We start from the raw sequence: 18,483 nt of genomic DNA, 5'->3' as shown, positions 1-18,483 counted from the left end.
GGGAGAGGCCATGGGCATCTTCGGACGCAAGAACCGTGGAGGGACCGCCGACGTGGTGGACGAGGCTCCCGGGCCGGGCTCGCACGCGGCCCGGCCGACGTCGGGCTCATCCCCGGCCACCGGCTCGCTGGGGGTGGTCCAGCGCCACCCGGACCGCGACGGCAGGCCGATCCTGTCCTTCCAGGACGTCTCGGTGACCTTCGACACGGAGTTCGGCCAGGTCGAGGCGGTCAAGGGGGTCAGCTTCGACATCAAGCCGGGTGAGGTCGTCGCCCTGGTCGGTGAGTCGGGCTCGGGCAAGTCGGTCACCTCGGCCACCGCCATGGGCCTGCTGCCGAACAACGCGAACGTCTCCGGCACGGTGATGCTGGGCGACCGCGACGTCACCGCACTGGACGCCTCCGGACTGCGCCGGATCCGTGGCCGCCATGCCGCCATGGTCTTCCAGGAGCCGATGACCGCGCTGAACCCCGTGCTGACCGTGGGCGACCAGCTCACCGAGGCGCTGAACCTGCACGGGATCGCCTTCGGCACCGAGGCGGACCGCCGGGCCGCGGAGCTGCTGGAGATGGTCGGGATCCAGGACGCGAAGAACCGGCTGCGGCAGTACCCGCACCAGTTCTCCGGAGGCCAGCGCCAGCGCATCGTCATCGCCATGGCGATCAGCTGCTCACCCGAGGTGATCATCGCCGACGAGCCGACCACCGCACTCGACGTCACGGTCCAGGCCGAGATCCTCGAGCTGTTGCGCTCGCTCAAGGACCAGCTGAACACCGGCATCCTGCTCATCACGCACAACATGGGCGTGGTGGCGGACATGGCCGACCGCGTCTGCGTGATGCTGCGCGGCGAGCTGGTGGAGTCCGGCGAGGTCCACCAGGTCATGCAGAACCCCCAGCACCCGTACACGCAACGGCTGCTGGCGTCCGTGCCGCGGCTCGGTGCCGAGCTGGAGGTCGCCGAACCGGAGCCGGTCACCGAGACCCAGTCGAGGGTCAGCTATGCCATCGAGGCCGAGGGGATGTGCATCGAGTACGACCACCGCGGCAAGAAGAACCGCGTGGTGCACGACATCGACTTCACGGTGTCCCCGGGGGAGATCCTCGGACTGGTGGGGGAGTCCGGTTCGGGCAAGTCCACGATCGCCAAGGCCGTCCTGGGCCTGCTGCCCGTGGCCCAGGGCTCGTTGAGGATCCGCGGGGAGGACCTGACCCGGATGGCCGGTGGCGAGGCCCGCCGGATGCGCCAGCGCATCGGAGTCGTCTTCCAGGACCCCGCGGCCTCCCTGGACCCGCGCTTCCCGATCGGTGACGTCATCACCGAACCGATGGTCATCCACAAGGTGGGCAACCGGGCGTCGCAGATGCAGCGGGCCTACGAGCTGCTGGACGCCGTCAAGCTCCCGCGCTCGGTGGTCAACCGGTACCCGCACGAGCTCTCCGGTGGTCAGCGCCAGCGCATCTCCATCGCCCGGGCGCTCACCCTGGACCCCGAGGTGCTGATCGCGGACGAGCCGACCTCGGCCCTGGACGTGTCCGTACAGGCCGCCGTGCTCGACATGTTCGCCGAGCTGCAGTCCCGGTACGAGTTCGCCTGCCTGTTCGTCTCGCACGACCTGGCCGTGGTGGACATGCTCGCCCACCGGGTGCTGGTCCTCAAGGACGGCCGCCAGGTGGAACAGGGCCCCACCGCCGAGGTGCTGCACCACCCGGCCGAGGACTACACGAAGCGCCTGCTGGCGGCCGCCCCGGCCCCGGACCCGGACGAGCAGCTGGCCAAGCGGACCGAACGGCGCCAGCTGCTGCAGTCCCTGGGCGAGACCCCCTACTGAGGACGGCGGACGGGAGCGCTTGCCGGCGTCCCGTACAATCGGACGGGGCCTGTAGACGGCTTTGCCGGCAGCCCCGTACCTTCCGCCGTCCTCGATGAACAGGCACCTCTATGACTGAAACCCTCACCCAGCGCACCGATCTCCGCAACGTCGCCATCGTGGCCCACGTCGACCACGGCAAGACCACCCTGGTGGATGCGATGCTGCGCCAGGCCGGCGCCTTCTCCAGCCACGGTGAGGTGGAGGACCGGGTGATGGACTCCGGTGAGCTCGAACGCGAGAAGGGCATCACCATCCTGGCCAAGAACACCACCGTGTTCTACTCCGGTCCCGCGGCCAAGGGCGAGATGGTGACCTTCAACGTCATCGACACCCCCGGCCACGCCGACTTCGGCGGTGAGGTCGAGCGCGGGCTGTCCATGGTGGACGGCGTCGTGCTCCTGGTGGACTCCTCCGAGGGACCGCTGCCCCAGACCCGCTTCGTGCTCCGCAAGGCCCTGGCCGCCAAGCTGCCCGTCATCCTCGTGGTCAACAAGACCGACCGCCCGGACGCGCGCATCGACGGCGTCGTCTCCGACTCCATGGACCTGCTGCTGGGCCTGGCCTCGGACCTGGCCGATGAGGTCGAGGACCTGGACCTGGACTCCGTGCTGAACCTGCCGATCGTCTACGCCTCCGGCAAGGCCGGCAGGGCCTCCCTCGAGCAGCCGGCGGACGGCCAGCTGCCGGAGAGCGAGGACCTGGAGTCGCTGTTCGCGACCATCCTGGAGCACATCCCGGCCCCGACCTACACGCCCGGTGAGGTGCTGCAGGCCCACGTCACGAACCTGGACGCCTCTCCCTTCCTGGGCCGCCTGGCCCTGCTGCGCATCTTCAACGGCACCCTGAAGAAGGGCCAGCAGGTGGCCTGGGCGCGTCAGGACGGGCAGCTGAAGACCGTGAAGATCACCGAGCTGCTCGGCACCAAGGGGTTGTCCCGCGAGCCGATCGAGTCGGCGGGCCCGGGGGAGATCGTGGCCGTCGCCGGCATCGAGGACATCATGATCGGCGAGACCCTCACCGATCCGGAGAACCCGAAGCCGTTGCCGCTGATCACGGTGGACGACCCGGCGATCTCGATGACCGTCGGCATCAACACCTCCCCGCTGGCGGGCAGGGTGAAGAACGCCAAGGTCACCGCCCGCCAGGTCAAGGATCGCCTCGACGCCGAGCTGGTCGGCAACGTCTCGCTGAAGGTCCTGCCCACTGAGCGTCCCGACGCCTGGGAGGTCCAGGGCCGCGGTGAGCTGGCGCTGGCCATCCTGGTGGAGCAGATGCGCCGCGAGGGCTTCGAGCTGACCGTCGGCAAGCCCCAGGTGGTCACCAAGACCATCGACGGCAAGGTCCACGAGCCGATGGAACTGATGACCATCGACACCCCGGAGGAGTTCATGGGCGCCATCACCCAGCTGATGGCCGCCCGCAAGGGCCGGATGACCGAGATGTCCAACCACGGCACCGGCTGGATCCGGATGGAGTTCAACGTCCCCGCCCGCGGCCTGATCGGCTTCCGCACCCAGTTCCTCACGGACACCCGCGGTGCCGGCATCGCCTCCTCCATCGCCAACGGCTACGAGCCCTGGGCCGGCCCGATCGAGTACCGCACCAACGGCTCGCTGGTGGCCGACCGCTCGGGCACCGCCACCCCGTTCGCGATGATCAACCTGCAGGAGCGCGGCACCTTCTTCATCCAGCCCGGTTCCGAGGTGTACGAGGGCATGATCGTCGGCGAGAACTCGCGCGCCGATGACATGGACGTGAACATCACCAAGGAGAAGAAGCTCACGAACATGCGTGCGGCCTCCTCGGACTCCTTCGAGGGGCTGACCCCGCCGCGCAGGCTGACCCTCGAGGAGTCGCTCGAGTTCGCCCGCGAGGACGAGTGCGTGGAGATCACCCCCGAGGACATCCGCATCCGCAAGGTGATCCTGGACGCCAACGAGCGGAACAAGGCCAACCGCGCCCGTGCCCGCGCCTGAGGCGCCCCGGCGCAACACCCCGACACCGGACGGTCCCGGCCGGCACAACGACGCCCCGTCCGCGGTCATGGCCCCCTGGCGCGCCGCGCTGGGTGCGGTCCTGGTCGGGGCGGGCGTCGGGGTCCTGGGCACCGTGCTGCACACGCACTTCGCCTGGCTGGGTGAGACCGTCCTGCCGTGGGGAGCCGTCCTCGCGCTGGTGCTGGCCGCGTCCGCGCAGTTGTGGTGGACGCTGCGCTGCTCGGTCGCGTGGGCCGGGGGCGTGAGCGCCATCGTGGCCTTCACCACCGCGCTGGGGCTGTCCGCCTGGCCGGGACTGGACACCTTCGCGGTGGCCCTGACCGAATACACGCTGCGCGTGGTCCCGGGCCCGGCGATCTCCGGCGCGGTCTGGCTGTGGGGCCTGCCCGTGGTGGCCGTGCTCACGATGCTCGTGGCCCAGCCGCTCCTGCGGGTGCCCGCGTCACGGGACTAGACTGTCCGCAGAAACCTCTCGTCCGGCACGCCGCGTGGTGCCCGGACCCGAACCGACGAACCGCTGGAAGGTGGACGGTCTGAAGTGACGTACGTCATCGCCCTGCCGTGTGTGGACCTGAAGGACAAGGCCTGCATCGATGAATGCCCGGTGGACTGCATCTACGAGGGGGAGCGGATGCTGTACATCCACCCCGACGAGTGCGTGGACTGTGGTGCCTGCGAACCGGTGTGCCCCGTCGAGGCGATCTACTACGAGGACGACACGCCCGAGGAGTGGGCCGATTACTACAAGGCCAACGTGGAGTTCTTCGACGATCTCGGCTCCCCGGGCGGTGCGGCCAAGATGGGCCTGATCAACAAGGACCACCCGCTCGTCGCCGCGCTGCCCCCGCAGCCACAGCCGGCCGACCTGTAGTGCTCACACTGCCCGAGTACCCCTGGGAGTCCCTGGCGCCCTACCGGCGCACCGCAGCGGGCCATCCCGGGGGGATCAGCGACCTGTCCATCGGCACGCCCGTGGACGACACCCCGGAACTGATCCAGCGTGCGCTGGCCGCGGCGGCCAACGCCCACGGGTACCCGACCACGCACGGCACGGCCGAACTGCGCGAGGCCATCGCCGCCTGGTACGCCCGACGTCGCGGCGTGCCCGGGCTGGACCCGCAGGCCGTGATCCCCACCGTGGGCTCCAAGGAGTTCATCGCCTGGCTGCCGCTGCTGCTCGGCATCGGCCCCGGGGACGTGGTGGTCCGCCCGACCGTCGCCTATCCCACCTACGACATCGGCGCGCTGCTGGTGGGTGCCGAGGCCGTCGCCGCGGACTCCCTGGACGACCTCGACGCCGGGACCCGCGCCCGCGTGAGACTGGTCTGGACCAACTCCCCGGCCAACCCCACCGGGCAGGTGGCCTCCGCCGACCGGCTGCGCTCCGTCGTCGACCAGGCCCGGCGGCTCGGCGCGGTGGTGGCCGGGGACGAGTGCTATGCCGAGCTCGGCTGGGACCGGTGGGACGACTCCGCGGCCGGCACGCCCTGCATCCTCTCCGAGGAGGTCTCCGGCGGGGACCACACGGGCCTGCTCAGCGTGTACTCGCTCTCCAAGCAGTCCAACCTGGCCGGTTACCGGGCCGCGTTCGCGGCGGGGGACCCGGGCCTGGTGAACAACCTCGTCAACAGCCGCAAGCACGCCGGGATGATCGTCCCGGCGCCGGTGCAGGCCGCCATGACGGTCGCGCTGGGCGACGACGCCCACGTGGCCGCACAGAAGGACCGGTACCGCGCCCGGCGGTCGCTGCTGAAGGACGCCCTGACCTCGGCCGGCCTGGTCGTGGACCACTCCGAGGCGGGGCTCTACCTCTGGACCCGGGACGGCACCCGGGACGGTGCGCCCAGCGAGGCGGACAGCTGGGCGCTGGTCGGACAGCTCGCGGAACGGGGCATCCTGGTGGGCCCGGGCACGTTCTACGGCACGGCCGGCAACGGCTACGTCCGGGTCGCGATCACGGCCACCGACGACGCCGTCGCCCGGGCCGCGGAACGGCTTCGCGCCTGGCGTTAGGTCGTCACCGATTCCGTGCATCAGCCCGGTGCTTGGTAGCGTTGACGAGGATTGAATCATCGCGACCCCCACCCCTCGGTGCCGTGGTCCGCGTCACCGACGAACTCATGAGGGAGTACCCATGACCGAGAACACTTCGGCAGCGCTGTCCGTCGACGGCACGAGCGTCGACCTACCCCGCGAGCAGGCGACCGCCGGCAACGACGGTCTGAACATCGGGCCCCTGCTGAAGAACACCGGTCTGGTCACCTACGACCCGGGGTTCATGAACACGGCCAACACCAAGTCGGCCATCACCTTCATCGACGGCGACGAGGGCGTGCTGCGCTACCGCGGTTATCCCATCGAGCAGCTGGCCGAGAACTCCTCCTTCCTGGAGGTCGCCTACCTGCTGATCTACGGCGACCTGCCCACCGGTGACCAGCTGGGAGCCTGGGACGAGAACATCCGCCGCCACACCATGCTCCACGAGGACCTCAAGGGCTTCTTCGGCGGCTTCCCGCGGGACGCCCACCCGATGCCGGTCCTGTCCTCCGCGGTGTCCGCGCTGTCCACGTTCTACCCGGACTCCCTGGACCCGTTCGACGAGGAACAGGTCCACATCTCCACCATCCGGCTGATGGCCAAGCTGCCGGTCATCGCCTCCTACGCGTTCAAGAAGTCGCTGGGCCAGCCGATGCTGTACCCGGACAACTCGCTGAACCTGGTGGAGAACTTCCTGCGCCAGTGCTTCGGCGTCCCGGCCGAGCCCTACGAGCTGGACCCGGACATGGTCAAGGCCCTGGACATGCTGCTGATGCTGCACGCCGACCACGAGCAGAACTGCTCCACCTCCACCGTGCGCCTCGTGGGCTCCTCGCAGGCCAACATGTTCGCCTCCGTCTCGGCCGGCATCAACGCCCTCTACGGCCCGCTGCACGGTGGGGCCAACGAGGCGGTGCTGAACATGCTGCACCGCATCAAGGACGAGGGTGTCAGCCCCGAGGACTTCATGGAGAAGGTGAAGAACAAGGAGGCCGGCATCAAGCTGATGGGCTTCGGCCACCGGGTCTACAAGAACTACGACCCGCGCGCCAAGATCATCAAGAAGACCGCCGAGGACATCCTGGGCAAGCTCGGCGGCCACGACGAACTGCTCGAGATCGCCCAGCGCCTCGAGGAGAAGGCCCTGGCCGACGACTACTTCGTGGAGCGCCGCCTCTACCCGAACGTCGACTTCTACACCGGCGTGATCTACAAGGCCATGGGCTTCCCGGAGAAGATGTTCACCGTGCTGTTCGCCCTGGGCCGCCTGCCCGGCTGGATCGCCCAGTGGCGCGAGCTGATGCAGGATCCGTCCACCAAGATCGGCCGGCCGCGCCAGGTCTACACCGGCTACGACCTGCGGGACTACCCGGACCGCTGAGCCCGAGCACCCGTCCGCCTCTCCCGGTCATCCCGACGACACCCCGCCCGTCCCGGCGGGGGCGTGGTCGGGATGACCGGGATTCGTGCGTCTGGGGACCGCTCAACCCGCCAGGGTGATGGTGACCGCGCCCTCGGTCCCGGTGGCCGGCGACCAGCCATGGTCCGCGCGGACCCAGCCCTGGCCGCCGAAGGACACCGCCGTGACGCCGTACTGCCGGGCGTTGGCCACGGCCCACTGCACCAGGGCCCAGCCGCGCGCGCCCGTGGCCGGGATGGTCACGGTGTGCCCGTCCCCGGAGACCGCGGGATCCACGTCCGAGAGCTGGTCCGTCAGGGCGGCCACCAGGGCTCGGGCGTCCCCGGGGCCCTCGGGTGAGCGCAGCACGCAGTTCAGCCCGGCGGGGGAGTGCCCGGTCAGGGCGGAGGCGTAGGCCCGGCCCTCCGGTTCGTGGTCGGCATAGGCATCGGGGTACGCCGAGCGCTGGACGGTCTGGGCGGCCACGGTGATGTCCAGGTCCTCGAAGTCCGGGACCAGCAGCTCGAGCTCCTGGTAGAACCGGTTCGTGGCGTACACCGGGTCCATGACCTGCTCCTCGGACCCCCAGCCCTGCGAGGGCCGCTGCTGGAACAGCCCGCGGGAGTCGGGCCCGGCCTCGTCCCCGTAGTCGATGTTGCGCAGCTTGGACTCCTGCACGGCGGTGGCGATGCCGATTGAGGCCGCCCGGGCGGGCAGCCCGCGGTCCATGGCCACGGCCGCGATCAGGGCGGCGTTGGCCGCCTGGTCCGGGGCGAGACCGAAGGACTCCGTGCCGACCACGGCGGTGCACCGCTCCCGCACCAGGATCTCGGAGGAGTCGATGAACCGGGAGGCGGCCCAGAACCCGCCCGCCACGAGCACCGCGCAGACCACGAGCACCCCGAGTGCGCGCCGGCGCCGCGTCCGGCGGGGGCTCATCGGTACGCCCGGGCGTCAGTTGGCGTGCAGCGCGTCATTGAGCACGACGGTCTGCCCGGCCCGGGGCAGGGCCTGGACCTGGCCGGTGGAGGAGTCGCGGCGGAACAGCAGGTTCGGGACCCCGGACAGGTCCAGCGCCTTGACCACGGACTCGGTCCCCGAGTCCTGCTTCACGGTCACCCGGGTCCCGGCGGTCACGTACAGTCCGGCCTCCACCACGCAGTCGTCGCCCACGGAGATGCCCACGCCGGCGTTGGCGCCCAGCAGTACGCGCTCACCGATGACGATGCGCTGCGTGCCACCGCCGGAGAGGGTGCCCATGATGGAGGCCCCGCCGCCGACGTCGGAACCGTCACCGACCACCACACCGGCCGAGATCCGGCCCTCCACCATGGAGGCGCCGAGCGTGCCGGCGTTGAAGTTCACGAAGCCCTCGTGCATCACGGTCGTGCCCGCGGCCAGGTGGGCTCCGAGCCGCACCCGGTCGGCGTCGGCGATCCGGACCCCGGAGGGGAGCACGTAGTCCGTCATCCGCGGGAACTTGTCCACGCCGTACACCGCCACGGGGCCGCGGGCGCGCAGCTTCAGCCGGGTCGCCTCGAAGCCGTCGGTCGAGCAGGGACCGGCGCTGGTCCAGACCACGTTGGCCAGGGTGCCGAAGATCCCGTCCAGGTTGAGGGTGTTGGGGGCCGCCAGGCGGTGGGACAGCAGGTGCAGCCGCAGCCAGGAGTCCAGGGTGTCGACGGGCGCGGAGTCCAGGTCCGACTCCACGGTCACGACCCGCTGGGTGGTGCCCCGGTCTGCGTCGGCGCGGGCGACGGACTCCAGGGCCCCGGTCATCGAGCTGTCCACGTCGGCCGCCGGGCCCAGCGCCGGTGCCGGGAACCAGGCGTCCAGGACGGTGCCGTCCGCGGCGAAGGTCGCCAGTCCGAGGCCGGAGGCCGTCCGTGGGGTGGTCAGGGTGGCGCCGGGCTGGGAGGGGTTGGAGTCCATGGGAATATCCTACTGGCATGGATTCTTCCCTCCCGGTCACCACCGCGCCCGTCCTGCCCCCTCTCGACCTCGACGTGGCCCTGCTGACCGCCGAGCTGCTGGACATCCATTCCGTGTCCGACCACGAGACCCTGCTGGCGGACGCCGTCGAGGAGGCGCTGCGGGCCCTGCCGGCCCTGAGCGTGCAGCGCATCGGTGACGCGGTGGTGGCCCGCACCGAGTTCGGGCTGGACTCCCGGGTGGTGCTGGCCGGTCACCTGGACACCGTCCCGCTGCCCACCGTCCCCGGTGCCCGGGGCACGGTGCCCTCGCGCTGGGAGCCGGCGACCGGCGTCGGGACCGTGGCGGCCGTGCCGGCCGACGGGGACGTGCTCTACGGACGCGGCGCCACGGACATGAAGGGCGGAGTGGCCGTCCAGCTGGCACTGGCCGGGCTCCTGGGGCGCGACGCCGGCCCCCGTCCCGCGCGGGACGTCACCTGGGTGTTCTACGACCACGAGGAGGTCGAGGCGGCGCGGTCCGGCCTGGGCCGCATCGCCCGGCAGGCGCCCGCGTTGCTGGAGGCCGACTTCGCGGTGCTGCTGGAACCCACCGACGGCGTGGTGGAGGGAGGGTGCAACGGCACCAGCCGGTACCTCGTGACGGTGCCGGGCGTCGCCGCCCACACGGGCCGGTCCTGGCGCGGGGTCAACGCGATCCACGCTTCCGCCCCCCTGCTGACGGTGCTGGCCGCCTACGAGCCGGCCACGGTCATGGTCGAGGGCCTGGACTACCGGGAGGGGCTGAACGCGGTGCGGATCCACGGCGGGACCGCGGGCAACGTCGTGCCCGACTCCTGCGCCGTGGAGGTCAACTACCGGTTCGCCCCGGACAAGACCGTCGAGCAGGCGCACGAGCACGTGTACGCGGTCCTGGCCCGCGCCGGCATCTCCCCGGAGGCCGTCGAGGTCACGGACGCCTCGCCCGCGGCCCGCCCCGGCCTGGACCACCCCGCGGCGGCGGCCTTCGTCGCCGCCGTCGGCGGGGTACCGATGCCCAAGTACGGCTGGACGGACGTGGCCCGCTTCTCCGAGCTGGGGGTGCCGGCCGTGAACTTCGGGCCGGGGGACGCCCTGCTGGCCCACGCGGACGACGAGCACGTCACCGCCGGCGCGGTGCGGGCGTGCCTGGGGGCGCTGCGTCGCTGGCTCGTGCCGGAGTCCGACGGCCGCTGACACCCAGGACCGCCACCCGCCCGGACTACCTGACCGAGAGTGCTGGGCCCATGGTGGTGGAGGTGACCGGTGCGGTGTCCCCGCCGGTGCGGGAGGAGAGCCGTCCGGCGAGCTTGGAGGCCAGCCAGGTGAGGATGAAGTTGATGACGATGAAGATCAGTGCGGCCACCACGAGGGTCTGCAGGATGTTGGAGTAGCCCGAGCCGAGCTGGCGGGAGTACTGCAGCAGTTCGTAGAAGCCGATCAGGTAGCCCAGGGCGGAGTCCTTGATGATGACCACGAACTGGCTCAGCAGTGAGGGCAGCATCGCGGTCAGGGCCTGGGGGACCTCGACCAGGCGCAGGGACTGGTTGTTGGTCATCCCCACGGCGGCGGCGGCCTCGCGCTGTCCCTTGGGCAGGGACTTCACCCCGGAGCGGACCAGTTCGGCGATCACGGCCCCGTTGTAGACGGTGAGCCCGACGATCACCCCGTAGTACGCGGCGTCCGCGGAGGCGATCAGTCCCGAGGGGGCGACGATGCGGGAGAAGAAGAAGTACAGGAAGAACATCATCACCAGCACCGGCACGGCGCGGAAGAACTCGACCACCACGCCGGCGATCCAGCGGATCGGGCCGAACGGGGCCAGGCGCATGAAGCCGAAGATCAGCCCGAAGACCATGGCGGTGACCACGGCGATCCCGGAGGCCTGCAGGGTGAACTTCAGCCCGGGCAGGTAGTAGTTGGCCCAGGCGTTGGCGTTCAGGGCGTTGGCCCACTTCTCCGGGGCCAGCTGGTCCTGTTCGTTGAGCTGGATCAGCACGAGCACCACGATGACCAGCACGAGCACCAGGGCCGCGGCGTTGGAGAGCAGGATGTTGCGCCGGGCCCTGGGGCCCGGGGCGTCGAAGAGGACGGTGGCCTGGGTTCTCATCGGGCCACCGCCAGCTTGTCGGAGAGCCAGGTGGTCAGCAGGCCCATCGGGATCACGATGATGCAGAAACCGATCGCGATGGTCAGGAAGATGGAGACCATCAGGTTGGGGTTGAACTCGATCATGGTCTTCATCAGTCCGGAGGCCTCCGCCACGGAGGCGGCCGCGGCCACCGTGGTGTTCTTGGTCAGGGCGATCAGGGTGTTGCCCAGGGGGGTGATGGCCCCGCGCAGGGCCTGGGGGAGCACGACCACCCGGGCGGCGGGCAGGAAGCTCAGGCCGATGGCGCGGGCGGCCTCGGCCTGGCCCTGGGGGACCGTGTTGACCCCCGAGCGGATGGCCTCGCACACGAAGGCCGCGTGGTAGATCGACAGCGCGATGACGGCGTAGATGAAGAAGTTGAGCTCGAAGTCCGAGGAGAACGTGATCTTCAGCTGGCCCCACACGGCCAGCACGCCGAGCACCATGATGATCGTCAGCGGGGTGTTGCGCACCACGTTCACGTAGGAGGTGCCGATGGCCCGCAGCGAGCCCACGGGGGAGATCCGGAACACGGCCAGCACGGTGCCCAGCGCGAACGAGCCGATGGCCGCGAGGATGGTCAGCCGGATGTTCATCCAGAAGGCGCCGATGATGTCGTACTCGGCGAAGAGTTCAAGAAAGCCGTTCATGGGGTTCCTGTCCCTGGAGCGGACGGAGGGGTGGGGCCGACGACGGCGGCGGAGCGGCCCGAGGGCCGTGCCGCCGCCGTCTCAGTGCCGCGGTTCAGTCGCGCGGCGCGGCGGCTCAGGCCTCGCAGGACACCAGCTCGGCGTCGGGGCCGTTGTTCAGCGTCTCGTCGGGGGTGTAGCCCGTCCCCTCGGTGTTCGTGGTCAGGGCCTCCTCCCAGGCGCCCTCGTCCTTCATCTTGGTGATGGCGTCGTTGATGGCCTGGCACTGGTCCGAGCCCTTGGGGATGCCCACGCCGTAGCGTTCGGTGGTGAAGGCGTTGCCGACCACCTTGAACTTGCCGGAGTTCTCGGGGGTGGCGGCCAGGCCGGCGAGGATGATGTCGTCCGTGGTGACGGCGTCCACCTGGCCGGACTCCAGGTAGGTCACGCACTCGGCGTACCCGCCCTGCTCGACCAGGTTCACGCCCTCGGCGTACTCGTCCTTGATCCGCTGGGCCGAGGTGGACCCGGTGACGGAGCACAGGTTCTTGCCGTTCAGCGCCTCCGGACCGGTAATCTCGGTGTCGTCCTGGCGCACCAGCAGGTCCTGGCCGGCCACGAAGTACGGGCCAGCGAAGTCCACGCGTTCGGCGCGCTCGTCGGTGATGGAGTAGGTGGCGAAGATCATGTCGACCTCGCCGCCCTCCAGGGCGTTCTCCCGGTTGGCCGAGGGGGTCTGGATCCACTCGATGTCCCCCTCGGCGTAGCCCAGCTCCCCGGCCACGTACTTGGCGACGTCCACGTCGAAGCCGGTCGGGTCGCCGGAGCCTTCGCGGAAGCCGAGGCCGGGCTGGTCGAACTTGATGCCGATGCGGACCGTCTCGCCACCGCCCTGGGTCTCACCGCCGCCGGTCTCACCGCCGCCGTTGTCCGTGGAGGAGGGCGAGCAGGCGGACAGGGCGAGGGCGGCCGACGCGGCCAGGGCGGCGACGGAGATGTACTTCTTGCGCATGGTTCCTCCAGGGACGGTGATGATGTCGGTGCGACGGGTGGTCTGGGTGGGCGAGCGGTGCGTTCGCCCGGGTTCAGTGGGTGAGGATCTTGCCGAGGAAGTCCTTGGCGCGGGGGTGCTGGGGGCGGGTGAAGAAGGACTCGGGATCGGTGTCCTCCAGGACCTTGCCCTCGTCCATGAACAGCACCCGGTCCCCGGCCTTGCGCGCGAAGCCCATCTCGTGGGTCACCACCACCATGGTCATGCCCTCGCGGGCCAGCTGGACCATGACGTCGAGCACCTCCTGGACCATCTCCGGGTCCAGGGCCGAGGTCGGCTCGTCGAAGAGCAGGACCTTGGGCTTCATGGCCAGGGCGCGGGCGATGGCCACGCGCTGCTGCTGGCCGCCGGAGAGCTGGGCCGGCATCTTCCGGGCCTGCTGGGCCACCCCGACGCGTTCGAGCAGCCCCATGGCGTCCTTCTCCGCCTGGGCCTTCTTCACGCCCTTGACCTTGATCGGGCCCAGGGTGACGTTCTCCAGGATCGACTTGTGGGCGAAGAGGTTGAAGGACTGGAACACCATCCCGACGTCGGCGCGCAGCCGCGCCAGCGCCTTGCCCTCCTCGGGCAGGGGCTTGCCGTCGATGCGGATCGTCCCGCCCGGGTCGATGGTCTCCAGGCGGTTGATGGTGCGGCACAGGGTGGACTTGCCCGACCCGGACGGGCCCAGCACGATCGCCACCTGCCGTTCCGGGATGGTCAGGTTGATGTCCGTGAGCGCCTGGAACGACCCGAAGTGCTTGTTGACGTTCTCCAGTTCGACCAGGATCCGGGTGCCGGTGCTGTCCGCCGCGGGGGGATCCGCTGGGGGCGGTGTGGTCTGCGTCATGGCGACGAGACTAGCGGAGAACGACGCCGCCCGTCAGGTGACGTGGGTGGTTCATGGTGGTTTAACACCATCGTTGCGGAACTGAAACAACACTTTCCCGTCCGGGGGGGGCTACCGGGTCCGGAGGCCCCGCCGACTAGTGTGGTCCCATGTCACAGAACTCCGACGACCGGCGGCCGCGACCGGAGGTCCGGCGCGGTCCCCAGACGCTGCGCGGCGCCGACGCCTCGGCGCCGACGTTCGACCAGATGCTGCTGGACTCCCGCCAGCGTCAGGCGGGTTCCTCCGGACGGCGGAGCACCGAGTCGATCGCCCGGGACACCTGGCGGGTGATGCGCATGCAGGGCGAGCTCGTGGAGGGTTTCGGCTCGCTGGCGACCCTGGGCCCGGCCATCTCCGTGTTCGGCTCGGCCAGGGCCCGGCCCGGCGAGGCGGACTACGAGCAGTCCCGGGAGGTCGGCCGACGGCTGGCCGAGGCCGGCTTCACGGTCATCACCGGTGGCGGGCCCGGGGTGATGGAGGCCGCCAACCGGGGGGCCAAGGAGGGCGGCGGGCATTCCGTGGGGCTGGGCATCGAGCTGCCCCACGAGCAGGGGTTGAACGACTGGGTGGACCTGGGCATCGACTTCCGCTACTTCTTCGTCCGCAAGGTCATGTTCGTGAAGTTCTCCCAGGGTTTCGTGGTGGCCCCCGGTGGCATGGGCACCCTGGACGAGCTCTTCGAGGCGCTGACCCTGGTCCAGACCGGCAAGGTCACCGCCTTCCCCGTGGTCCTGCTGGACCGGGAGTACTGGACGCCGCTCGTGGCGTGGATCCGGGACACCCTGGTCGCCCGCGGGATGATCGCGGAGGACGACGTGGACCTGCTGCGCGTGGCGGACACCCCTGAGGAGGCCGTGGAGCTGGTGCTGACCACGGTGCCCGTGTCCCGCTGGCCGGACCGCCTGGCCGGGCGCGACGTGACCGACGACGGCCTGGGCGAGGGCGGCCCGGCCGACGGTGACCCGCAGTGACCGTGCCCGTGGTGCTGGTCCTGGTGGCGGCCGTCGTCGTGGTGGGCCTGATCGCCCTCGCCCTCGCCGGGCGCACCGGTTTCGCCCGGCCGCTGGCCGAGCCGGTCCGGACCCTGCCCCCGGTGCTGCTGCCGGCGGACCCGGAGGCGGCCGACGTCGACCGCCTGCGCTTCTCACCGGCGCTGCGGGGCTACCGGATGGACCAGGTGGACGAGACCCTGCAGCGGCTCGCGTCAGCGCTGGCGGATCGGGACGCCGAGATCACCGCGCTGCGGCGGCAGGCGCAGGACGGGCCTGACATCGGCGGTCCTGCCGGTGTGATTAGCGGCACCGCGCCGAATCCGGAATAATAGGGGATGTCAAGCGCTCTGCGACCGGCTCCCCTCGGGTGCCGGTCGCACGAACTATCGTGCGGCCCCAGCGCGACACGGGACCCGCAGTTGAGAAGGGAACACAGATGGCAGCCATGAAGCCTCGTACCGGGGATGGTCCCATGGAAGTGACCAAGGAGGGACGAAGCCTGATCATGCGCGTGCCGATCGACGGCGGCGGACGACTGGTCCTCGAGCTCAACAACGAGGAGGCCAATTCGCTCAAGGAGTGCCTCGTCGGGGTCACCGAGGGCTGACGTCCCGCCTCGTGACACCGGTATCGCACGAGACCCCCGGATCCCCGCCGCACGGCGGGTCCGGGGGTCTCGTGCATGATGGCGAGCGCCGGGAGCGCCGGTGTACCGGGGCAGTGCCGCTCCGGCGGTCAGCGCCGGACGGCCGCCAGCACGCCGGTACCGGTCGGGACGAGGGCGGAGAACCACTGCTCCTCGTCGCGCAGGAGCTTGCCGGCCTCCCGGGCGGCCACGGTGGAGGCCTCCCGCACCGCGGGCTTGGGGACCCGGTCCTGGTCCAGCGCGTCGTTGACCACCAGCAGCCCGCCCGGACGCAGCAGCCGCGCGGACTGCTCCACGTGGAAGACGAGGGACGCCTTGTCCGCGTCGAGGAACACCATGTCGTAGGACCGGCTGGTCAGCCGCGGCACCACGGTGCGCGCCCGGCCGGTGATCATCCGGGTCCGGTTGGCCGGGAACCCGCCGTCGGCGAAGGCCTCGCGGGCGGCCCGCAGCGCCTCGGCATCCGGGTCGATCGTGGTCAGCATGGAGGTGCGGACGAGCCCGCGCATCAGGGCGAGACCGGACACCCCGGCCCCGGTGCCGATCTCCACCAGGGTGGCGGGGGACCGGGTGGCCGCCAGCACGGTCAACAGGGCGGCGGTGCCCTCGCTCACCGGGACGATGCCCAGGTCTGCCGAGCGCTCGCGGGCCCGCAGCATGACCTCGTCCTCGTCCGGACGCGACTCGGCGAAGGCCCAGCTGGCATGCTTGTCCGTCTGATGGGGGCTCAGGGCCTTCATGGGGCGGGCTCGATTCTGTCGTCGGTTCCGGCGTCCTGTCGTCAGTCGCGGCACCCCAGTCTACGGCGACCTGGGCCTGTGCTCAGGCTCCTCCCAGAAAGACGGGGCACACTGGTCGGGTACGGAAAGGAGTCGTCGGCCGTGATCCCCACCGACTGCACCACCCCTCCCACCACACATGACAGCCGTTCCGGCCCCCGCGTTTCCGGCCCCAGTGCCTCCATCTCCTCCCCGGGAATGCCCGCCGGAGGGACGGACGAGGGCTGATGGCCGTCCTGCATCCCCGGAGCCGTCTGGACTCCTTCATCGAGGGCGCCCTGACCCCGTATTCCCGCGCGCGCGTCTCCGCCCATCTGGCGGACTGCTCGGACTGCCGCCGCGAGGTCGGTCAGCGCGAACGCATCCTGCGCGCCGCGTCATCCCTCGGACCGGTTCGCGGGCCGTCGTCTGACCCGTCCGGCCCGGAGGGTGCCGGGCAGCGGTGCGTCCCCGTGCTGGAGCGCCGCGACGGAGTGGCCGGCTGGAAGGTCGTGCTCGGTCTCGGAGCGGTGGGGCTGCTCACCTCCGGTGTCCTGATGTCGGCGTGGGTCGCCGGTGACCCGGAGGCCCGGGACCCGCAGGCCGGCCAGTTCCAGTTCCTGTCCTTCGCCGGGGACTCCTCCCCGGTCCCCGAGGCCGACGTGGGCCGCTCGGCCGCCGCGTCGATGTCCGGTGCGTCCTCGGGTGCCGCGTCCGTGTCACCGGTGCCGGACCGCGCACCTGCCGGTTCGATCCTGTCCTCGGCGGCCGGCATCACCCCGGACACGGCGGGTACGCTGACGCCCTCGATGGTGACCGACCTGCGCCAGGCGGGCTGGAACGTACCGACGTTCCACGGGCTCGGGATGCCCGCCACGTCGACCGGCTGGCAGCGCGGGGAGGGCTTCACCGAGGTGGTGATGACCCTGACCGGTGCCGGACACACCCTCGAGTTCCACGAGTGCCGCACCCTGCCGGACGCAGAACCGGTACCGTCCTGCCCGGTCGGCTGGGACCTGCGCAGCGGTCCCGCGGCGGAACGGGCGGCGGCGCCGGTCACCGGGCCGCTGTCCTGGACGGGCGCAGACGTCGTCCGGCTGCCGGTCGGCCTGGACATGCAATTGCGCGAGCACGCCGACGGTTCCTGGACCGCCGCACTGGCCACCTCCCAGGCGGGGTACACCGTGAACTCGGACCTGCCGGTCGAGAGTGCCCCGCGGGTGATGTCCATGGTGGTCATCTCGGAGCGCTCGCGCGTGCAGGGCGGCGCCGCACCGGAATCCCCGGGCGACCGGCTGGCGCGGGGCTTCGAGCGAATCCTCCCGTGGACGGACGGGACGGACGGGACGGAGCCGCAACGCCGGTGACGCCGGGCCGAGGCAGTCGCGGGCGGCCCCCGGTGCTCGGGTAGTCTGGGGTCCCGTGACCTTCGGAATCAACGGTGCAGAACTGATCATCCTGATCATCCTGGCCGTCCTGGTGCTCGGCCCGGAGAAACTGCCCGAGTACACGCGCAAGCTCACCGAGTGGATCCGCACCCTGCGGCGCATGGCCGAAGGGGCCAAGGTCCAGTTCAAGGACGAGACCGGGACCGACTTCGACGAGATCGACTGGCGGCGCTACGACCCCCGCCAGTACGACCCGCGGCGCATCATCCGCGAGGCCCTCGCCGACCCGGTCGACGATCCCGGGACGGACCGCCGGGCCTCCGGGACGGGCACCGGATCGACCGCGGCGAGGACCCCGCCGGACACCCGCGAGACCCTGCGGAACGACCTGGACGCCGTCCGTTCCGAACGCGATGCCCTCCGCGAGGACCTGAAGGAGATGGATCCCCGGGCACTGTTCTTCGGCTCCTCCGCCGCACGTCGCACCACCTCGTCGCCGAGCGGCGCCGGGTCATCGGCCCCGGACGACCGGGACGCCGCGGCGATCGAGGCCCCCACTCCGGCCGGCACCCCCGCGGTGCCGGCTGCCCCCGGCGCCGCGGCGAGGGAGGGGGCTGCTCCGGCCCCGGCTGCGGACGGCGCCGTGGCGGTCGAGGCCGGGGCGGACGCGGTCGGCGCCGAGCCGGCCGGCCCGCCCGCGGCGGCCCGCCCGGCACCCTTCGACGCCGAGGCGACCTGATCGGGCGCCCGGGCACCGGGACC

General features: G+C 71.0%; 19 protein-coding genes. 12 read left to right on the top strand and 7 right to left on the bottom strand.

Features of this window, described 5'->3' with window-relative positions:
* Positions 1-10: 10 nt before the first annotated feature.
* The 6 genes from GGQ69_RS08450 (at position 11) to GGQ69_RS08425 (ending at position 7,288) form a co-directional block, all read left to right on the top strand.
* Positions 11-1,831: an ABC transporter ATP-binding protein gene (locus GGQ69_RS08450; RefSeq protein WP_183527093.1), complete on the top strand. Its 1,821-nt coding sequence runs from the start codon at positions 11-13 to the stop codon at positions 1,829-1,831.
* A 110-nt stretch (positions 1,832-1,941) separates the two neighbouring features.
* Complete coding sequence (typA, locus tag GGQ69_RS08445) at positions 1,942-3,849, top strand: translational GTPase TypA (protein WP_183527090.1); 1,908 nt, start codon at positions 1,942-1,944, stop codon at positions 3,847-3,849.
* A complete protein-coding gene (locus GGQ69_RS08440; protein ID WP_183527072.1) occupies positions 3,836-4,324 on the top strand; it encodes a hypothetical protein in 489 nt (162 codons plus the stop codon). The genes typA and GGQ69_RS08440 overlap by 14 nt, the downstream gene beginning before the upstream one ends.
* Before the next feature lie 84 nt (positions 4,325-4,408).
* Positions 4,409-4,741 carry a ferredoxin gene (fdxA, locus tag GGQ69_RS08435; protein ID WP_010144448.1) on the top strand — a complete coding sequence of 111 codons (333 nt, stop codon included), beginning with the start codon at positions 4,409-4,411 and terminating at the stop codon, positions 4,739-4,741.
* Positions 4,741-5,883 (top strand): succinyldiaminopimelate transaminase, encoded by a 1,143-nt coding sequence (gene dapC, locus GGQ69_RS08430; protein WP_183527069.1) that lies wholly within the window; start codon positions 4,741-4,743, stop codon positions 5,881-5,883. The genes fdxA and dapC overlap by 1 nt, the downstream gene beginning before the upstream one ends.
* Before the next feature lie 121 nt (positions 5,884-6,004).
* Positions 6,005-7,288, top strand: a complete 1,284-nt coding sequence (locus GGQ69_RS08425; RefSeq protein WP_183527066.1) for a citrate synthase — start codon at positions 6,005-6,007, stop codon at positions 7,286-7,288.
* Between the two features lie 102 nt (positions 7,289-7,390).
* Here GGQ69_RS08425 and GGQ69_RS08420 read toward each other — a convergent pair whose 3' ends face one another.
* Both GGQ69_RS08420 and dapD read right to left on the bottom strand, forming a co-directional pair.
* Positions 7,391-8,245 (bottom strand): hypothetical protein, encoded by an 855-nt coding sequence (locus GGQ69_RS08420; protein WP_183527054.1) that lies wholly within the window; start codon positions 8,243-8,245, stop codon positions 7,391-7,393.
* Between the two features lie 15 nt (positions 8,246-8,260).
* Positions 8,261-9,238: a 2,3,4,5-tetrahydropyridine-2,6-dicarboxylate N-succinyltransferase gene (gene dapD, locus GGQ69_RS08415; RefSeq protein ID WP_183527051.1), complete on the bottom strand. Its 978-nt coding sequence runs from the start codon at positions 9,236-9,238 to the stop codon at positions 8,261-8,263.
* A 17-nt stretch (positions 9,239-9,255) separates the two neighbouring features.
* Between dapD and dapE the strand changes: the two genes are divergently transcribed.
* Entirely contained in the window at positions 9,256-10,452 is a 1,197-nt protein-coding gene (dapE, locus tag GGQ69_RS08410; RefSeq protein ID WP_183527047.1) for a succinyl-diaminopimelate desuccinylase, read from the top strand.
* 25 nt (positions 10,453-10,477) lie between these two features.
* Here the strand turns inward: dapE and GGQ69_RS08405 are convergent, their stop codons facing one another.
* The 4 genes from GGQ69_RS08405 to GGQ69_RS08390 all read right to left on the bottom strand — a co-directional run bounded on the left by GGQ69_RS08405 (position 10,478) and on the right by GGQ69_RS08390 (position 13,895).
* Positions 10,478-11,365, bottom strand: a complete 888-nt coding sequence (locus GGQ69_RS08405; protein ID WP_183527045.1) for an amino acid ABC transporter permease — start codon at positions 11,363-11,365, stop codon at positions 10,478-10,480.
* Positions 11,362-12,036 carry an amino acid ABC transporter permease gene (locus GGQ69_RS08400; protein WP_183527042.1) on the bottom strand — a complete coding sequence of 225 codons (675 nt, stop codon included), beginning with the start codon at positions 12,034-12,036 and terminating at the stop codon, positions 11,362-11,364. The genes GGQ69_RS08405 and GGQ69_RS08400 overlap by 4 nt, the downstream gene beginning before the upstream one ends.
* 115 nt (positions 12,037-12,151) lie before the next feature.
* Positions 12,152-13,027: a glutamate ABC transporter substrate-binding protein gene (locus tag GGQ69_RS08395; protein ID WP_183527039.1), complete on the bottom strand. Its 876-nt coding sequence runs from the start codon at positions 13,025-13,027 to the stop codon at positions 12,152-12,154.
* A 73-nt stretch (positions 13,028-13,100) separates the two neighbouring features.
* On the bottom strand, positions 13,101-13,895 hold the full coding sequence (locus GGQ69_RS08390; RefSeq protein ID WP_324590023.1) for an amino acid ABC transporter ATP-binding protein: 795 nt from the start codon (positions 13,893-13,895) through the stop codon (positions 13,101-13,103).
* A gap of 149 nt (positions 13,896-14,044) precedes the next feature.
* Here GGQ69_RS08390 and GGQ69_RS08385 point away from each other — a divergent pair, with 149 nt between their 5' ends.
* The 3 genes from GGQ69_RS08385 to GGQ69_RS08375 all read left to right on the top strand — a co-directional run bounded on the left by GGQ69_RS08385 (position 14,045) and on the right by GGQ69_RS08375 (position 15,536).
* Positions 14,045-14,908 (top strand): TIGR00730 family Rossman fold protein, encoded by an 864-nt coding sequence (locus tag GGQ69_RS08385; RefSeq protein WP_183527036.1) that lies wholly within the window; start codon positions 14,045-14,047, stop codon positions 14,906-14,908.
* Entirely contained in the window at positions 14,905-15,258 is a 354-nt protein-coding gene (locus GGQ69_RS08380) for a DivIVA domain-containing protein (RefSeq protein ID WP_183527017.1), read from the top strand. Before GGQ69_RS08385 ends, GGQ69_RS08380 begins: the two co-directional genes overlap by 4 nt.
* A 107-nt stretch (positions 15,259-15,365) precedes the next feature.
* Positions 15,366-15,536, top strand: coding sequence for a DUF3117 domain-containing protein (locus GGQ69_RS08375; RefSeq protein ID WP_083843390.1), 171 nt, complete (start codon positions 15,366-15,368; stop codon positions 15,534-15,536).
* Between the two features lie 128 nt (positions 15,537-15,664).
* On the opposite strand, the gene GGQ69_RS08370 is transcribed toward GGQ69_RS08375, so the two are convergent.
* Positions 15,665-16,315, bottom strand: a complete 651-nt coding sequence (locus GGQ69_RS08370; RefSeq protein ID WP_183527014.1) for an O-methyltransferase — start codon at positions 16,313-16,315, stop codon at positions 15,665-15,667.
* Between the two features lie 266 nt (positions 16,316-16,581).
* On the opposite strand from GGQ69_RS08370, the gene GGQ69_RS08365 reads away from it, so the two are divergent.
* Together GGQ69_RS08365 and GGQ69_RS08360 are read left to right on the top strand one after the other, a co-directional pair.
* Positions 16,582-17,700, top strand: coding sequence for a zf-HC2 domain-containing protein (locus GGQ69_RS08365; protein ID WP_183527011.1), 1,119 nt, complete (start codon positions 16,582-16,584; stop codon positions 17,698-17,700).
* A gap of 55 nt (positions 17,701-17,755) precedes the next feature.
* On the top strand, positions 17,756-18,460 hold the full coding sequence (locus GGQ69_RS08360; protein WP_183527007.1) for a twin-arginine translocase TatA/TatE family subunit: 705 nt from the start codon (positions 17,756-17,758) through the stop codon (positions 18,458-18,460).
* Positions 18,461-18,483 lie beyond the last annotated feature (23 nt).

It is taken from the genome of Micrococcus sp. TA1, assembly GCF_014199555.1.
Taxonomy (GTDB): Bacteria; Actinomycetota; Actinomycetes; order Actinomycetales; family Micrococcaceae; genus Citricoccus.
Note: the sequence above shows the minus strand (reverse complement) of the source record. Positions and strands in the feature narration are given on the sequence as shown.